At 60.3% G+C, this 18,295-nt stretch carries 14 protein-coding genes; 11 read left to right on the top strand and 3 right to left on the bottom strand.

Going from position 1 to position 18,295, the window contains the following annotated elements; translation table 11 throughout:
- Nucleotides 1-6: 6 nt before the first annotated feature.
- Nucleotides 7-582: a TetR/AcrR family transcriptional regulator gene (locus HBA49_RS05730; RefSeq protein ID WP_005526551.1), complete on the bottom strand. Its 576-nt coding sequence runs from the start codon at nt 580-582 to the stop codon at nt 7-9.
- Between the two features lie 56 nt (nt 583-638).
- On the bottom strand, nt 639-3,413 hold the full coding sequence (acnA, locus tag HBA49_RS05735) for an aconitate hydratase AcnA (RefSeq protein ID WP_005526118.1): 2,775 nt from the start codon (nt 3,411-3,413) through the stop codon (nt 639-641).
- Nucleotides 3,414-3,681: 268 nt separating this feature from the next.
- On the opposite strand from acnA, the gene HBA49_RS05740 reads away from it, so the two are divergent.
- From HBA49_RS05740 to HBA49_RS05765, 6 genes are all read left to right on the top strand, one after another.
- Entirely contained in the window at nt 3,682-4,149 is a 468-nt protein-coding gene (locus HBA49_RS05740) for an Rv1476 family membrane protein (protein WP_005525522.1), read from the top strand.
- Nucleotides 4,150-4,418: 269 nt separating this feature from the next.
- The gene (locus tag HBA49_RS13125; RefSeq protein ID WP_005521108.1) at nt 4,419-6,029 is read left to right on the top strand and encodes a DIP1281 family NlpC/P60 protein; all 1,611 of its coding nucleotides are present in this window, start codon (nt 4,419-4,421) and stop codon (nt 6,027-6,029) included.
- Between the two features lie 95 nt (nt 6,030-6,124).
- On the top strand, nt 6,125-7,216 hold the full coding sequence (locus tag HBA49_RS05750; protein WP_005526082.1) for a ferrochelatase: 1,092 nt from the start codon (nt 6,125-6,127) through the stop codon (nt 7,214-7,216).
- A 54-nt stretch (nt 7,217-7,270) separates the two neighbouring features.
- Entirely contained in the window at nt 7,271-8,095 is an 825-nt protein-coding gene (locus tag HBA49_RS05755; protein ID WP_005525902.1) for a DUF3097 domain-containing protein, read from the top strand.
- 11 nt (nt 8,096-8,106) lie between these two features.
- Nucleotides 8,107-8,538 carry an NfeD family protein gene (locus tag HBA49_RS05760; protein ID WP_005521113.1) on the top strand — a complete coding sequence of 144 codons (432 nt, stop codon included), beginning with the start codon at nt 8,107-8,109 and terminating at the stop codon, nt 8,536-8,538.
- 18 nt (nt 8,539-8,556) lie between these two features.
- A complete protein-coding gene (locus tag HBA49_RS05765) occupies nt 8,557-9,801 on the top strand; it encodes an SPFH domain-containing protein (RefSeq protein ID WP_005525656.1) in 1,245 nt (414 codons plus the stop codon).
- Between the two features lie 52 nt (nt 9,802-9,853).
- Here the strand turns inward: HBA49_RS05765 and HBA49_RS05770 are convergent, their stop codons facing one another.
- Nucleotides 9,854-10,552, bottom strand: a complete 699-nt coding sequence (locus HBA49_RS05770; protein ID WP_005526386.1) for a TVP38/TMEM64 family protein — start codon at nt 10,550-10,552, stop codon at nt 9,854-9,856.
- 207 nt (nt 10,553-10,759) lie between these two features.
- On the opposite strand from HBA49_RS05770, the gene HBA49_RS05775 reads away from it, so the two are divergent.
- The 5 genes from HBA49_RS05775 to HBA49_RS05795 all read left to right on the top strand — a co-directional run bounded on the left by HBA49_RS05775 (nt 10,760) and on the right by HBA49_RS05795 (nt 18,234).
- Nucleotides 10,760-12,556 (top strand): methylmalonyl-CoA mutase family protein, encoded by a 1,797-nt coding sequence (locus HBA49_RS05775; protein ID WP_005526244.1) that lies wholly within the window; start codon nt 10,760-10,762, stop codon nt 12,554-12,556.
- Between the two features lie 3 nt (nt 12,557-12,559).
- A complete protein-coding gene (gene scpA, locus HBA49_RS05780) occupies nt 12,560-14,785 on the top strand; it encodes a methylmalonyl-CoA mutase (protein ID WP_005526302.1) in 2,226 nt (741 codons plus the stop codon).
- Between the two features lie 113 nt (nt 14,786-14,898).
- Nucleotides 14,899-15,996: a methylmalonyl Co-A mutase-associated GTPase MeaB gene (gene meaB / locus HBA49_RS05785; protein ID WP_005521119.1), complete on the top strand. Its 1,098-nt coding sequence runs from the start codon at nt 14,899-14,901 to the stop codon at nt 15,994-15,996.
- On the top strand, nt 15,986-16,807 hold the full coding sequence (locus HBA49_RS05790; RefSeq protein WP_005526422.1) for a COX15/CtaA family protein: 822 nt from the start codon (nt 15,986-15,988) through the stop codon (nt 16,805-16,807). The genes meaB and HBA49_RS05790 overlap by 11 nt, the downstream gene beginning before the upstream one ends.
- A 164-nt stretch (nt 16,808-16,971) precedes the next feature.
- The gene (locus HBA49_RS05795) at nt 16,972-18,234 is read left to right on the top strand and encodes a carbohydrate-binding domain-containing protein (protein WP_005525795.1); all 1,263 of its coding nucleotides are present in this window, start codon (nt 16,972-16,974) and stop codon (nt 18,232-18,234) included.
- Nucleotides 18,235-18,295 lie beyond the last annotated feature (61 nt).

The following is an 18,295-nucleotide window of genomic DNA, read 5'->3' on the forward strand; positions in this document are numbered from 1 at the left end:
ATTCCCTTACTCAACCGACGACTGGCTCCGCACACTCGACTCCACCAAATGCAACACGGCCTCCAAATCATCCGTAGGCGCACCCGAAGCCAACCGAGTGATAAAACCATCAAGCACCGTTTCAAGATACGTGTGAATCACCCCAATCTCAACATCGCTACGCAACCCACCCCGCCGCGCATTCGCCGTCAACCGCGCCCGCACCGCATCATCCAACACCTTCTGATGCTCCTGCCACCGCATCCGAAACGTCGGATCCGTCCGCAACATCTTCGTAATCTCCAACCGGGTGGCCAACCAATCATGCCGCTCGGGATGCTTCAACATATCCCGCATCACCTCCACCAACCCATTCGCCGCCACCACCTCAGCCATCCGCGCCGCATCCTCCCGTGCCAACGCTAAAAACAAATTCTCCTTATCCCCAAAATGATGAAAAATTGCCCCCCGCGACTTCCCAATCGTCTCCTCCAACCGGCGCACCGTCGCCCCCTCATAACCATGCTCCGCAAAACACCGCCGCGCCCCATCCAAAATCTCCTGCCGCCGCTGCGACAACTCCGACGAACTCACCACCGGCATAACCACTCCTTAAAAAACTATTGGCCCGGGAACCCCGGGCCAACTCAAACATTTACCTAGCTCTTAGCCATATTACGCAGCACATACTGCAAAATACCGCCATTACGGTAATAATCCGCCTCACCAGGAGTATCAATCCGCACCACAGCATCAAACTCCACCACATCACCCGACTCCTTCGTCGCGGTCACATGCACAGTCTCCGGCGTCACACCGGAATTCAGCTGCTCAATGCCGGTAATGTCGAACGTTTCCGTCCCATCCAGCCCCAATGACTCATGGGATTCACCCGCCGGGAACTGCAACGGAATAACCCCCATACCAATCAAATTCGACCGGTGAATCCGCTCAAACGACTCGGTAATCACCGCCTTCACACCCAACAAATTCGTGCCCTTCGCAGCCCAGTCACGAGACGAACCCGTACCGTACTCCTTACCACCGAGCACCACCAACGGGATACCGGCGGCCTTATAGTTCTCGCACGCATCAAACACGAACGCCTGCGGACCACCCTCCTGGGTGAAGTCCCGGGTGTAGCCACCGGCAATATCCACCAACTGGTTCTGCAACCGAATGTTAGCGAACGTGCCCCGCATCATGACCTCATGGTTGCCGCGCCGGGAGCCCAGCGAGTTGTAGTCTTTGCGGGCCACACCGTTCGCGTCCAGGTATTGGGCGGCCGGGGTGCCCGGTTTGATGGAGGATGCGGGGGAAATGTGGTCGGTGGTGACCGAATCGCCCAGTTTTGCCAGCACCCGGGCGCCGTGAATGTCGGTGACCGGCTGGGGCTCCATGGTCATGCCGTCAAAGTAGGGGGCTTTGCGGATGTAGGTGGAGTCTTCGTTCCAGGCGAAGGTTTTCCCGGTGGGAATGTCGAGTTCCTGCCACTGCTTGTCGCCCTTGAACACGTCGGCGTAGTCGGCCTCGTAGAGTTCACGGGAAATGGCGGATGCCATGGTTGCTTCGATTTCTTCCGTGGATGGCCAAATGTCGGTGAGGAACACATCGTTGCCGTCTTGGTCTTGGCCGAGCGGCTGGGTGGCGAAGTCGAAGTCCATGGTGCCGGCAATGGCGTAGGCGATCACCATGATGGGGGAGGCCAGGTAGTTCATCTTCACGTCGGGGGAGATGCGGCCTTCGAAGTTACGGTTGCCGGACAGTACCGCGGTGGCGGTGAGATCGTATTCGTTGATGGCGGCCGACACCTCGTCGGGGAGGGGGCCGGAGTTGCCGATGCAGGAGGCGCAGCCGAAACCGGACAGGTAGAAGCCCAGGGCCTCCAGGTCTTTCCACAGGTCGGCGCGCTGATAGTAGCCGTCCACCACTTGGGAGCCGGGGGCGCAAATGGTTTTCACCCATGGCTTGGCTTTCAGGCCTTTCGCCGCGGCTTTCCGGGCGATCAGGCCGGCACCCACCATGACCGACGGGTTGGAGGTGTTGGTGCAGGAGGTGATGGAGGCGATCGCCACCATGCCGTGGTCCACCGTGTATTCGCCGCCTTGCGGGGAGGCGATAGTCACCGGGTGGGACAGGCGGCCTTCCGCGCCCTCGGCGGCGGATTCCCCACTACCGGGGCGGGAGGAGTTATAGTTTGCCTCGAACGTGTCGGTGAGGGTGGTGGCGGGCAGGGTTTCGGTGTCGTTGCAGTAGTTCGGCAGGTCGCGGCGGAAGGCTTCCTTGGCCTCGGACAAGAGAATCCGGTCCTGGGGGCGTTTCGGGCCGGCGATGGACGGCACCACGGTGGACAGGTCGAGCTCTAAATATTCGGAGTATTTGGCCTCGGGGGCGTCTTGCTCAAGCCACAGGCCTTGGGCTTTGGCGTAGGCTTCCACCAGGTCGATTTGTTCCTGCGGCCGGCCGGTGAGGTGCAGGTATTTGATGGTTTCTTCGTCGATGGGGAAGATGGCGCAGGTGGAGCCGAATTCCGGCGACATGTTGCCGATGGTGGCCCGGTTGGCCAGCGGAATGGACTTGACCCCGTTGCCGTAGAATTCCACGAATTTTTGCACCACACCGTGTTCGCGCAGCATTTCGGTGATGGTGAGCACCACGTCGGTGGCGGTGGCGCCGGCGGGGATTTCGCCGGTGAGTTTGAAGCCCACCACTTTGGGGATCAGCATGGAGACGGGCTGGCCGAGCATGGCGGCTTCCGCTTCGATGCCGCCCACGCCCCAGCCGAGAATGCCGAGGCCGTTTTCCATGGTGGTGTGGGAGTCGGTGCCGATGCAGGTGTCGGGGTAGGCGAGGCCCTCATTGTCGAACACGACGCGGGCCAGGTATTCAATATTGACCTGGTGGACGATGCCGGTTCCGGGGGGCACCACGCGGAAGTTGGAGAAGTTTTCCGCACCCCAGCGCAGGAATTGGTAGCGTTCCTCGTTGCGTTCGTATTCGATCTCCACGTTTTGCTTTAACGCGGTGGCGGTGCCGAACGCCTCGATGATGACGGAGTGGTCGATGACCATTTCGGCGGGGTTGAGGGGGTTGACCTTGTCTGGGTCGCCGCCGAGGGTTTTCACTGCCTCACGCATGGTGGCGAGGTCGACCACGCAGGGCACACCGGTGAAATCCTGCATGAGGACGCGGGCGGGGGTGAATTGGATTTCGATGCTGGGTTCGGCGGTGGGGTCCCAGCCGGCGATGGCCTCGATGTGGTCTGCGGTGATATTGGCACCGTCTTCGGTGCGGAGGAGGTTTTCCCCCAGCACTTTCAAAGAATAAGGCAGTTTCTCCATGCCGGGTACGGCGCTGAGGGCGAAATAGTCGTAAGATTTATCGCCAACCCGCAATGTACTTTTGGCATTGAAGGAGTTCTTGCTATCAGTCACGAGGGAGCTCCAATTCTATGAGTGAGTTCAGTATGTGGCCGCCACCTGGCTTTGTACGCAGCGACTTTGTGCGACAGTATCGGGGTGAACGTCGCCTGACGCACATTCTAACAGTACGGTCGTTCTGTTGGGTAGTTTTTGCTTCCGCTTGTCTACGCCGCCCGGTTTGACCATCAAGGTTGCCCCCATCAGGGGGAGACTTTCGGTTTGGTGTCGCTCCCTATTAAATAAAAGGTATCACCGTGCTATTTCCAAGGAGTGAGTCGTTATGGTTCCAGAGTCCGTCAATCTTTCTGACTTGTCCGAACAATTGCTTGTCGACGGGGTGGCGTTGGAGCGGGATAATGATGCGCTCCACCGAGACCTGATGGCGGCGAGGGACTATGCGGCATCCCGAGGGGTGGGGGAGTTGGGGATCGCGGTTTTGGAGGCGCCGCCCGCCCGGTTGGCGGATATGCGCGACATTGCCCAGGAGTTGGCGCGGGACACGGGGATTGCCACCGTGGTGGTTAAGGTGCCGGGGACGGCCGCGGTGGTGAGCACCAGGTATTCGCGGGCGGATTTGGAAAAGGCGCAACAGTCATTGGTGGTGCAGCCGGATTACGGCGTGGGGGTGCGGGGCTTTGCCGACAGTTTGGCCCATCCGCTGCCGGTGGGGTTGTTGTCGGCACTGTTGCTGGTGGTGGTTGCGGCCGCGGTGGGGGCGAGCCTCATGCGAATCAAGGCCTATACCTAGAGAACTCTTCGAAAAAAGTTGTAGTTTTAAGCCATAGTTAAGATAAAACGCCGAAAACCGGGAATTTGTGATTATTATCACACCCGGTTTTTCACTTGTGTTAATCACGAGGTCATTGGGGCTAATGTTACGATCGTGACTTGAGTTAAAGTTGTAACCAAATTGAAATAAAGTGCGTTATGTTTCCTAAGTCGTTAGTGTTGCAGATGTCGACACGAGAGTCGACATTTATAACATGAAACCACTTGTTCGCATATGTGGGGAAGCATATGGCGGACCAAATCAATGTGCACCAGGAGCCATCTGTGACAAGACTAAGCCGCATAGTAGCTGGAGGGATCAGCGCAGTATGTCTCGGCATATCGACCCCCGCGGTAGTGCATGCCGCCCCCAACGCCGACGTCGTTCAGGCGCGCAATAATGTCAACGGTCTTATCGCAGCGTTGTCAAAATCGAACTCCGACATTGCCGCCCTGGAATTAAAGATGGGGCGGCTCCGGGAGGCCGTGAATAAGGCCTTGGTTGATTTCCACTCAGCCCAGGCCGACGCCACCAAGGCCAGGACCGAGGCCGATCAGGCCCGCGCCGCACTCGATACCACCCAGGGGCAAATAACCAAGGCGCAAAAAGTCCTCGACGACATATCCAATATTGTCTATCGGGGCAGTTCCTCGTCTGCCATCAGCGGGGTGGTGAGCAAACCCAAGGCGGAAGACACCTTAGATCGCCACACACTGTTGCGCACCAATGCCGACAAGCAGCGGGACGCCATGACGGAGCTCGATAAGCTCCGCACCCAGCAGACCAATGAGGAATCCGGCCTACGGGCCGCCCGCGACGTGGCGGAAAAACGCGAGCAGGAAACCGACAAGGCCAAGCAGGATGCCCAAAAGGCTATCGACGACGCGGCCGCCGAGCTCAAGCAACACCAGGCCGAGCATGCCGCATTGGTCGCCAGCCGGGACGCCGCCCAAAAAGAGCTCGACACCATCCAGGCGAAGCAGAAAACCACCACCGCCAAGGCGACCACGAGTGCTGCGCCAACGCCAACAACGCCGGCCAAGCAGAAGTCCGAGGCCAAGCCCACCGAGGCCACGGCCATTGCCGATTCCATCGCCAAGATCGTGGGCTCCTCCCAGCCGGATCACACCTCTTTAAACCTCAAGCCTGTTGCCGAGAACATCACCCTCACCGAAAACGATGTTGATGACGAGGACGACGATGAGGAGGAGAATGAGGACACCCAGGACCAGGCGCAAACGCAGGCGCCGGCACAGTCGCAGGGGGGTAGCACCAACCCCACCCAGGAGGCCAATAAGGTCAAAGATGGGGAATTGACCCTCGACATGCACGCGCTCAGCAGCAATGGCCCCGGATCCGTGGCCGATCTGCTGAAGAAGCTCAGCGAAGCCGGCGGGGCTGGCTCCGACCAGGCCAATATCAACCTCAACGGGGACCGGGCCTCCAAGATCGAGACCGTGATCGCCCGCGCGGAATCCCAATTGGGGGTGCCCTATGCGTGGGGTGGGGGAGACGCGAACGGCCCCACCCTGGGGATTCGTGACGGTGGCGTGGCCGACTCCTTTGGCGACTTCGAAAAGGTAGGGTTCGACTGCTCCGGTCTCACCCTGTACGCATTCGCCGGCGTGGGCATTGCGCTGCCGCACTACACCGGCTACCAGTACCAATTCGGCACCAAGGTGAGCCCGCAAGAAATGCAACGCGGTGACCTCATCTTCTATGGGGCTAACGCCGAGGACCACGTGGCCATCTATTTGGGGGATGGCCAAATGATCGAAGCCCCCCAATCGGGTTCGGAAGTTGTGGTTTCCCCCGTCAGGTGGGGTGGCATGAGCCCACAGGTGGTTCGGCTGCTTTAGGCGTCGAAAAGCAAAACCATCCTTAGATTATAGGTTAATCCTAAATTCTGGGGGTGGTTTTATTTACATCTTTTGACCTGTTACTCTTACTACTCATGAACACCCCCACCCCTGTCGATGCCCTCCTTGTTTTAAGCTTCGGCGGACCGGAAAAACCCGAGGATGTCCGCCCGTTCCTGGAAAACGTCACCAGGGGGCGGGGAATACCGGCGTCCCGCCTTGATGAGGTTGCTGTCCACTACCACCATTTTGATGGCTACAGTCCCCTCAACGACTGCAATCGGGAAATCATCGCCAACGTCGAGGCCGAACTCCGCCGCCGGGGTAGCACCCTGCCCGTTTACTTCGGCAACCGCAACTGGCACCCCTACGCTAACGACATTGCCCTCGAACTCGCCGAAAACGGGCACCGCAACGTTGCTGTTTTCGCCACCTCCGCCTGGGGTGGGTATTCCGGCTGCCGCCAATACGGGGAGGACATCCAAAAAATGCGCCACCACCTGGCGGAGCATCACAAAACCCCCATTGATTTTTATCGGCTGCGGCAATTCTTCGACCATCCCACATTCATCGAAGCCGGCGCCCACGCCATCCGCAACGCCTACCAGCAATACGCCGATCAGGGGATAGGCCGCGACGATATTCGGCTCGTCTTCACCGCCCACTCCATCCCGGTTGTCGCCGACCAACGCTCCGGCACCGACGCCGACGGCGCCCTCTACTCCCGCCAAGTTCACGAAACCGCCCGGCTCATCGCAGGTCGCCTCGGTGTCGCCGACTACGACGTGGTATGGCAGTCCGCCTCCGGTAATGGAAAAATCCCCTGGCTGGAACCCGACATCTTGGATCACGCCCAGCTTCTCCACCAGCGCGGCGAAACCCACCTCCTCGTCGCCCCCATCGGATTCATTTCCGACCACATGGAGGTCATTTGGGACCTCGACAACGAGCTCCAAGACGAAGCCCGAAACCTCGGCATGACCGTCATCCGGGCCGCCACCGTCGGCCACACCACCGAATTCGCCGCACTCATTGTCGACCTCATCGACGAATCCCTCGGTATCGCCCCGCCCCGCCACGTGGGTGCCATCGTCAGCAAAGGCTGCATCAAAAACGGCGAGCCCTGCGAAACCAGCTGCTGCCGACCGGCCAGGCCCACCCGACTCCTCCACACCGCCACCGCATAACACCCCGGCGAGTAACCCCCACCTTGCCGCTTCTGGTCGGTACCGTTATGCGGCATGAGAAACTACGGCGACATATTCACCCGCAAACCCGCAGCCTCCACCTACCCAACCCAGCCCGCCGCCCTCGGTGAGGTGGTGGAAGTGCTTGCCGACGGCTATGTGGGGGCCATTGTTGGTCACGAAAAAACCTACGACGGCGACTTTATCCGGCTCGAAAACAACCAAGGAAAAACCCGCCTTTTCAAACTCCGGCCCGGCGCGTTCCTCGTCGACGGCATCCGCACCACCCTCACCAAACCCCAACCGGCAGCTCGGCCCCAACGCTCCAACTCCGGCTCCACCCGGGTAGTAGACGCCCCCGCAAAAGTCGCCGCTCCATCCCGCATCTGGGTGGAAGGCGTGCACGACGCCGCCATTGTCGAAAAAATCTGGGGCCACGATCTTCGCGTCGAAGGCGTTGTTGTCGAATATCTTGAAGGGCTCGACAACCTGCCCCACCGGCTTGCCGAATTCCGCCCCGCCCAGGGTCGCCGGGTAGGCGTGCTCGCCGACCACCTCGTGGCCGGCTCCAAGGAAACCCGCCTCACCGACCGAGTGGGGGAGCACGTTCTCGTCACCGGCCACCCCTATATAGACATTTGGGCGGCGGTGAAACCGGAACGGTTAGGCATCCGCGCCTGGCCCGACATTCCCCGGGGTGAAGACTGGAAAACCGGGGTGTGTGCCCGCCTGGGGTGGGCAAACCCGAAGGAGGGCTGGAACCGGGTCTATCGGGCGGTGAGCACCTATAAAGACATCGATTCCACCCTGATAGGGGCGGTGGAACGGCTTGTGGATTTCGTTACCACCCCAGAACTGACGAAAGCGGATTTACGGTAAGCTTGGGTGCCGTGGGAGCACTTATATGGTTGATCGCCGGGATTGCGCTCATCGGCCTAGAACTCGCAGCAGGAGAGCTCACCTTCCTCATGCTGGGCCTAGCAGCGCTAGCCACGGCCGGGGTGGCGATGTTCCATGTACCGCTGAGCATAGAACTCATCATCTTTGCCCTCATGTCCTTAGGGCTGCTCCTGTTTTTAAAACCACTGCTACGCCGCCACCTCACCCGCGCTCCGGCGCTCGATACCAGCCCGGCCGCCCTCACCGGGGCCACCGCGGAAGTTTTAGAACCAGTAGGTGCTCACGCCGGCCAGGTACGCCTTGACGGGAGTATCTGGTCAGCCCGCAGCCTGGACCCAGCTCATAACTTTTCCGTCGGCGAACGCGTCAGCGTCGTCACGATTGATGGGACAACCGCGGTTGTGTGGAAAGAAACGAAATAGCACGATGGGTACAACAACATGGACATTGCAACGTTAATTCTCATTGCCGTTGTCATCCTGGTGGTAGCAACATTCATCGCTAAAGCAGTGGTGCTGATGCCCCAGGGTGAAGCGGCAGTTATCGAACGACTGGGTAGCTATACCCGCACTATATCCGACGGCACCGGCATGATTATCCCCTTCATCGACCGGGTGCGGGCCCGGGTTGATACCCGGGAACGGGTCGTCAGCTTCCCGCCCCAAGCCGTCATCACCCAAGACAACCTCACCGTGGCCATTGACATTGTGGTGACCTTCCAAATCAACGACCCCGCCCGGGCAATCTACGGGGTGGACAACTATATCGTCGGTGTGGAACAAATCTCCGTCGCCACCCTCCGCGACGTGGTGGGCGGCATGACTTTGGAAGAAACCCTCACCTCCCGCGATATCATCAACCGGCGGCTCCGCGGCGAACTCGACGGCGCCACCACCAAGTGGGGGCTGCGGATCTCCCGGGTGGAGCTCAAAGCAATCGACCCGCCGCCATCAATCCAACAATCCATGGAAATGCAAATGAAGGCGGAGCGCGAAAAACGCGCCATGATTCTCACCGCCGAAGGTCAGCGCGAATCCGACATTCGCACCGCCGAGGGCCAGAAACAGGCCCGCATCCTCACCGCCGAGGGTGAAAAACACGCGGCCATTCTCCGGGCCGAGGCCGAGCGGCAGGCAGCTATCCTCCGTGCGGAGGGTGAACGCGCCGCCAAATACCTCCAGGCCCAGGGCGAGGCCCGAGCGATCGAGAAAATCAACTCCGCCATCAGCCACTCTGAGGTCACCCCCGAACTGTTGGCCTACCAGTACCTGGAGAAACTCCCCAAGCTTGCCGAAGGCCAGGCCGCCACCATGTGGATGATCCCCAGCCAATTCGGTGATTCCCTGGAACAGTTCGCCAAAGCCCTCGCCCACAAGGATGATGATGGGGTATTCCGCTACGAACCCCAAGCCCCCACCCTGCCGGCAGACGCCGACGACAACACCGACGAATGGTTCAAAACCACCTCCGACCCGGAAATCAAAGCCGTCGTCGCCGCGGCTAACGCCACAGCCCAACTGCCTGTCGACGACCTGCCGTCGGCAGTACCCCAACCCGGCACGACGAACAGTGGGGAGCCGCAACCCCAACCCTCATATAACCCGCCACCATCAGATGGTGGCTTTGAGCAGCCGCAACACCAAATCCCGCCCGGCGAGTTCGGCATGCCACCCCAAGGTCGGTAACCACCAACCCACCGCCTGCCTGGAAACCCCAGGAGGCGGTGCGACTTCCCAATTAGCCTTCCCGAACCGGCAGCTTCCGGTCAAAAACCAGCCCAAGAACCCCCACACAGGTCAAACACACAGTAATCACCATAATGGTGGGATCCGCCTTCCCCGTTAAGGTGTTACCAAGGAAAACCGTGGCAATAGTACCCGGGGCCGACCCGACCAATGTGGCCACCGTAAACCCCACAAGCGGAACCGACGTCAACGCCGCCGCATAATTCAGCACCGAAAACGGCACACCAGCAATCATCCGCAGCGATGTCACCGCCAACCATCCCCGGGCCCGCAACCTGGCATTAATCCCCGAAACCGCCGGATGCGCCAACCTAGGCGCCATCCAATCCCCCAACAAATACCGCACCACGCTGAGTGAAACCGCGGCGGAAACCGTGGTCGCCGTCAGCGCCACCACAATCCCCAACCATGGGCCAAACAACACCCCCGAACTCAACGTGAAAATCGTCCGCGGAATCGGAAACTGCGTTACCACCACATAACCAAACACAAACACCATCACAAACCACCTGCCCGTCCCCGCAGCCCACGCATTCATCGTGGCCAAAGACGGCACCTTCACAGTAAACGTGATAATAATCATGCCGACCACAAGCAACCCGACAACAAGCTTCCGCCACAGCGGCCAGCTGCGGATACTTGCAGCCGCATCACGTATAACACCAACACTAAAGTCCCAAATGGTTCGCACACCGAAATCCTAGTCAAATAACCCCCAAAACCACAGTGGCATAGGGTTAAAATAGGTGAAGGCTGTACGCGTCACCCCACATAGGGTGATAAACGCAGCACATCAGTAACTGTTCACCGCGTAGTTTCCCTGAAACCAAGGCTGTTGCTCACATCACACCTTTTACCTTTCGCGGAAACTACCTCAAAAGGGGAGTGGGACCCACTCGTGACTGACGCACCAAACACCTTGATCGAGAAGCAACAAGCCTGGTACAAGGCCGTTGCCGGAGTGTTCGCCCGCGTCCAAAAAAAGGATGTCGCCGACATCCCCCTGGATATCTGGCAAAAACTCATTAAAACCACCTACGATGGCATCCCCATCAATCCGCTCTACAACCGAGCCGATGAACTCGAAGAAGCCGCCCTGCCCGGCGTCTTCCCCTACCGGCGCGGCGCCGCCGGAGTAGGCCAAGAAAACCAAGGCTGGGGAGTCGCCGAATCCTTCGACGAAAAATCCACCAACCAACAAGTCCTTGACTCGCTCTACAACGGCACCACCAACCTCGTCATCCAGGGCAGCGCCGACATCGCCACCCTGCTCAACGGGGTCTACCTGTCCCTGTGCCCCGTGCGACTCTTCGCCGGAGTCCGCACCGTCGAACAGGCAAAAGCCCTCTTCGCCGTCGCAGACAGCCAACAAGAAACCCCCCAACTCATCGAACTCGGCGCCACCCCCCTCACCTCCATGGTCAACGGCGGCGCCACCATCAGCCTCGATGACACCATCGAACTAGCCAAACAAGCCGCCCAACGCGATAACACCCGCGCCATCCTGGTCGACGCCGTCACCTTCTCCAATCAGGGTGCTACTGATGCAGAAGAAATCGGCCTCGCCCTCGCCGCCGGAGTCGAATACCTCCGCGCCCTCACCGACGCCGGATTCACCATCGAACAAGCACTCGATCAAATCTCCTTCCGGTTCGCCACCACCGACGAACAATTCGCCCAAATCGCAAAATTCCGGGCAGCCCGCCAACTCTGGGCCCGCGTCGCCGAAATCGTCGGCGCCCCCGAACACGGCACCTGCCCCCAACACGCACTCACCGCCCCGGTCATGTTCACCCAACGCGACCCCTGGGTCAACATGCTCCGCTCCACCGTCGCTGCCTTCGCCGCCGGTGTTGGCGGCGCCACCGACGTGGAAGTGCTCCCCTTCGACTGGGCCATCCCCGGCGGATTGCCGAAAACCTCACGCAGCTTCGCCCGCCGCATCGCCCGCAACACCAACCTGCTTCTTCTCGAAGAATCCCACCTCAGCCACGTCATCGACCCCGGTGGCGGCTCCTACTTCATCGAAGCCTTCACCACCCAACTCGCTGACAAAGCCTGGGAAGTCTTCACCAGCGTCGAAGCCGAAGGCGGCCTACAACAAGCCATCGCAGCCGGCACCGTCGCAAAGCTGCTTGACGACGCACACGAGGCGCAACGCAAAGACATCGCCCGGCGCATCAAGAAAATCACCGCCATCAACGAATTCCCCAACCTCGCCGAAGCACCACTGCCCGCCGACCTGCGAGTAGAACCCAGCCGCGTCCGCCGCTGGGCCGCCGAATTCGAAGCGCTCCGCAACCGCTCCGACGCCTACATGGAAGTCCGTGGCACCCGACCCGCAGCGGTACTCATCCCCCTCGGGCCGCTCGCCAAACACAACATCCGCACCGGATTCGCCACCAACCTCCTCGCCTCCGGCGGCATCGAAGCCCTCAACCCCGGCCAAGTAACCCCCGGAACCGAAGAATTCACCACCGCAGCAAAATCCGCCCCCATCGCGGTCATCTGCGGCACCGACCAGGAATACGACGCCACCGGCAAAGACGCCTACGAAGCCCTCCGTGCCGCCGGCGTCGACACCATCCTGCTCGCCGGATCCCCAGGACACGAATTCGAACCAGACGGATACCTCAATATGAAAATCGACGCAGCGGCAACCCTGGCCGAACTGCTCACGAAGTTGGGAGCATAAGCCATGAGCACCATCCCTAATTTTGCCAACTACCCCGCACAATCCGACGCCACACCCACCGAGGCAGACGTCACCTACCTGCGCGACCAAGTATGGGAAACCCCCGAAGGCATCGACGTCCCCCGAGTCTTCGACCGCGCCGACCGTAACAACGCCGTCGCCGATGACCAACTCGACTCCTTCCCCGGCATGCCCCCCTTCATGCGCGGCCCCTACCCAACCATGTACACCAACCAGCCCTGGACCATCCGCCAATACGCTGGTTTCTCCACCGCCGCCGAATCCAACGCCTTCTACCGGCGCAACCTCGCAGCCGGCCAAAAAGGCCTCTCCGTCGCATTCGACCTCGCCACCCACCGCGGCTACGACTCCGACAACGAACGCGTCCTCGGCGACGTCGGCATGGCAGGCGTGGCCATCGACTCCATCCTGGACATGCGGCAACTCTTCGAAGGCATCGACCTGGGCAACGTCTCCGTCTCCATGACCATGAACGGCGCCGTCCTCCCCGTCCTCGCCCTCTACATTGTTGCCGCCGAGGAACAAGGAGTGCCCCCCGAAAAACTCGCGGGCACCATCCAAAACGACATCCTCAAAGAATTCATGGTGCGTAATACCTACATTTACCCACCAAAACCCTCCATGCGCATCATCTCCAACATCTTCGAATACACCTCCATGAAGATGCCGCGCTTCAACTCCATCTCCATCTCCGGCTACCACATCCAAGAAGCCGGTGCCACCGCCGACCTGGAACTCGCTTACACCCTCGCCGACGGTGTCGAATACATTCGCGCCGGCAAAGATGTCGGCCTTGACGTGGACAAATTCGCCCCCCGCCTCTCCTTCTTCTGGGGCATCTCCATGTACACCTTCATGGAGATTGCCAAGCTGCGCGCCGGGCGGTTGCTGTGGAGCGAGCTGGTGGCCAAGTTTGGGCCGAAGAACCCCAAGTCACAGTCGCTGCGCACACACTCGCAAACATCCGGTTGGTCGCTGACCGCCCAAGACGTGTTCAATAACGTGCCGCGCACCTGCATTGAGGCCATGGCCGCAACCCAGGGCCACACCCAGTCGCTGCACACCAATGCGCTGGATGAGGCGCTGGCCCTGCCCACCGACTTCTCCGCCCGCATTGCCCGGAACACCCAGCTGCTGCTGCAGCAAGAATCCGGCACGGTGCGGCCCGTCGACCCATGGGCTGGCTCCTACTACATTGAGTGGCTCACCGAACAGTTGGCGGAGCGGGCCCGCGCCCATATCGAAGAAGTGGAGGCCGCCGGCGGCATGGCCCAGGCCACCATCGAGGGCATCCCGAAGCTCCGCATCGAGGAATCCGCCGCCCGCACCCAGGCCCGTATCGACTCCGGCCGGCAAGCCCTCATCGGCGTGAACAAATATGTGGTGCCCGAAGACGAGCAGATCGAAGTGCTCAAGGTGGACAACACCAAGGTGCGCGCCGAACAGCTGGCCAAGCTGAAGCAACTTCGCGCCGAGCGTGACGAAGCAGCCGTGCAGGCCGCCCTGGAGGCGCTCACCGCAGCCGCCGCCAAGGAAGACAAAGAGCCCGGTAACCTGGACGAAAACCTGCTCAAGCTGTCCGTGGATGCCGCCCGCGCCAAGGCCACCGTCGGCGAAATCTCCTACGCCCTCGAAAAGGTGTTCGGGCGCCATGAGGCGGAGATCCGCACCCTGTCCGGCGTATACAAGGATGAAGTAGGGAAGGAAGGTGCCGTGGGTAACGTCGAAAAAGCCATCGCCATGGCCGACGCATTCGAAGCCGAAGAAGGCCGCCGGCCGCGTATCTACATCGCCAAGATGGGCCAGGATGGCCATGACCGGGGACAGAAGGTGGTAGCCTCCGCCTACGCCGACCTGGGCATGGACGTCGATGTGGGACCCCTGTTCCAAACCCCCGCCGAGGCCGCCCGGGCCGCAGTGGACTCCGACGTCCACGTCGTGGGCGTGTCCTCGCTGGCAGCCGGCCACCTCACCCTGGTGCCGGCCCTGAAGGAAGAACTGGCCAAACTCGGCCGGGAAGACATCATGATCGTCGTGGGCGGCGTCATCCCACCAGGAGACTTCCAGGAACTCTACGACGACGGTGCCGTAGCCATCTACCCGCCCGGAACAGTCATCGCCGACTCCGCCATTGACATGCTGACAAAGCTGTCAAAGCAGTTGGGCCTGGACCTCGACGTCCCGGACGACACCGCGAGCGCCTCATAACCACGGGCTCCTGACCACGGGTTAGTTTCATGACATGCCGGCCACCTGTTCCATCATGTGGCCGGCATTGACATTCAGAGCCAAAAAATCTTCAAAGGAAAGCACCAACCACCATGACCATTGACGACGAATACCTCGAACACCACCTCGGCTCCCTCATGACCACCGCCGGCACCGACCTAGGCGAACAGACCGCCGTGGCCCCAGAAATCGTCACCCGCGCCCGCCGCCGCATTGATGTCGATGAGCTGTTCACCGGGGTACGCGCAGGCGAACGCACCCACATTTCCCGGGCCATCACCCTGCTGGAATCCACCGCCCCCGCCCACCGGGTGCTAGCGCAAGAACTCCTGGTCAAACTCTTGCCCTTCACCGGCAACGCGTTACGGGTAGGCATCACCGGGGTGCCCGGCGTGGGCAAATCCACGTTCATCGAGGCCCTAGGCATGACACTCATCGGCGATGGCCACAAGCTTGCCGTACTGGCCATCGACCCGTCGTCAACAAAAACCCGCGGCTCAATCCTGGGGGACAAAACCCGCATGGCCAAACTAGCCCGGGAAGACAATGCGTTTATCCGCCCATCGCCGTCCGCCGGCACCCTAGGCGGCGTGGCCAAAGCCACCCGGGAATCCATGGTGGTATTCGAAGCAGCCGGGTTCGACGTGATCCTGGTGGAAACTGTGGGCGTGGGCCAATCCGAGGTAGCGGTCTCGCAAATGGTGGACTGCTTCACATTCCTGGCGTTAGCAGGCGCCGGCGACCAGCTACAAGGCATCAAAAAAGGCATCCTAGAGATGGCGGACCTGGTGGCAATCAACAAGGCCGACGGCCCAAACCTGAAGAACGCAAAACGAGCCGCCCGGGAACTATCGGCAGCCATGCGCATGGTCCGGCCCGAAAACGCCTCATGGCACCCACCCACAATGACCATGTCCGCCGTCGAACACGAAGGCATCGACACATTCTGGAAACACGTGCAAGACCACCACAAGGCCATGCTAGAATCCGGCGCCTTCGAACACACGCGCAGGGAACAACAAGTGCAATGGATGTGGTCCATGGTGCATGAAACCCTATTGCAACGACTGAACACCAATCCGAACGTGGTTGCGACCCGCAAACTGGTAGAATCCCAACTGCGGCAGGCACAAATCACCCCAACCCTGGCGGCGGAAAAGATTCTGGCGGCGTTCGACCATGAAGACTAGCGCCTCAACCCTGTGGTGCTTGAAGATCGCCGCATTCATCACATTCGGCACGGTTGCCCTGGGGGCGGTGGTGTGCGCCACCTATTCGAGTGCGGCATGCCCAAACTGGCCAGGCTGCTACTTCGGGCAGATTCTGCCCCGGGGCGAACTCAACCCAATCATTGAATTCACGCACCGAGTATTCGCCATGTCAACCCTGCCGGCGCTACTCGTCGCCGCGGTTATGGCGCGGAAACATCCACTCCGGGTGGTGCGCGTTCTACCGTGGTTTGCGGTGGCTGGTGCCCTGGGCGCGGGCATTTTCGGCATGTTCACCATCAAGACGGGGTTGACACCCATCCAGGGCATGGCCGACCTGTGGTGCGCACTCATGTCCCTGGTGACCATTGTGATCACCCTGGTTGCGGCGCGCCGGGTGGAGCTGGAACAGAATCGTCGAATAGCCCAGTTGGCGTATGGGGTGCTGGGCGGGCTGTTTGTCTTGCACGGCCTGGGGGTTCTCACCGCGGCCGCGGGCTCGTACACCCGGTGTATGGGGTGGCCGTTGTGGCTGGTCAACGACATGGATAAGACGCCCGCGTTGCAACTCGCCCGCGTGGGGTTGGCCGTGATTATCCTGGTAGGCATGGGGGTGTTGGCGTGGCGCACCAAGATGGTCCTGCCCCTGGCCATGCTGCTGGCCGTCGAGCTGATTCTCGGGGTGATTATTCGCGTGAATGGGCTCAATGGGCTCCTAGGGTCGCTGTATGGCATCACGGCGGTGACCATTGTTGCGACCGTGGCATGGGTGGCCGGACGCTACCGGCTGTGAGCTTTTCGACGGCTTCCTATCAGGGATATGCCAGGTTTTCGCCACTAAAACTCTAATAGGCTGGTGGGAATCTAGCATGAGGGCGAAAGTGATTCTCCAGTTTCATTGTGCAGAATGAGAACCAATGTTGTAACGGACCAACTGCGAAATTGAAGGAGAATCCCATGTCGAACCGTAAATCTCTCACCATGATTGTTGCCGGCCTGTCTACCGCCCTGGCGCTCACCGCCTGTAGTAAGACTGTTGATGCTGCGACGTTTCCCACGGCGTCGATAAGCAATGTGGCCTACAGCGAGCAGGAAGCGAAACAGCTGCCCAGCGATGGCACCATCACCGAGGCGGGCGTGTACAAGGTGAGCGGGAATATCACCACGCCGATTACCGTCAACGCCCCCAAGGATGCTGCCGTGGTGCTGCGGCTTGATGGGGCCACCATAAACTCCACGGTGAGCATCAAGCAGGCGGGGGATGTGGTGCTGTATGTGGCCGGGGACTCCAGTATTAGCAGCACCGACGGCCATGGGGTGGATTCAAAGAGTAACCTCACAATTGATGGGTCCGGCAAGCTCACCGTCACGTCGAAAGACAAGGACGCCATCCATTCGGACGAAAACCTGACCGTCACCGGCGGCACCCTGGAGATTTCCGCGGGCGACGACGGCCTGAAGGCGGTGAAGAACCTCACGATTGATGGGGGCACTATTAACGTGAGCAAGTCGAATGAGGCCCTGGAGGCGCTCAATGTGACTATCAATAACGGCACGGTGACTACGCATTCCACCGATGATGGGATGAACGCTTCGCTTGACGACGGCCTGGCGGACCAGAACGCCACCCCCTCGATCACCATCAACGGCGGCACTGTGAAGGTTTATGCGGATGCTGATGGGCTGGATTCTAACGGTAATCTGACTATCACCGGTGGCACTACCACGGTGATTGGCCCGACCACCGTGGATAACGGTAGTTTCGACGCGGACGGCACGTTTACTATCACTGGTGGCACGGTGGTCGGTATCGGTAGTGGTGGTATGCCGCAGACTCCCACGGCTGGGCAGGGGTGGGTTCAGCAGAATGTGACGGTGAAGGCCCAGGATCGGGTGAAGGTTACTGATAGTAATGATGCTGAGGTGGTGTCGTTGATGGCGGAGCAGGCCGCGACCTCGTTGTTTGTGTCTATGCCGCAGATTACAGAAGGTCAAACCTATAAGGTGACTAGTGGTTCGGCCACGACCGAGGTGGTGGCGGGGGAGAACGCCCAGGGTGGGTTTGGTCCTGGTCCTGGTGGGGTTGGTGGCCCTGGGGCTGGTGGTAGCAGTGATCTTGGTGTGGTGCCCCCGGAGAATGGTGATCTGCGGGCGCCTGCTCTTACTGGTAGTAGTCGTCGTGGTGAGACGAACCAGCCGACGGATGGCTCATCCTCATAATAGTGGGGGAGTAACAGACTTCCTCGGCCCTTGGTTTACGCACCCAGGGGCCGGGGGTTTT

Source organism: Corynebacterium matruchotii (assembly GCF_011612265.2).
Classification (GTDB): Bacteria; Actinomycetota; Actinomycetes; order Mycobacteriales; family Mycobacteriaceae; genus Corynebacterium; species Corynebacterium matruchotii.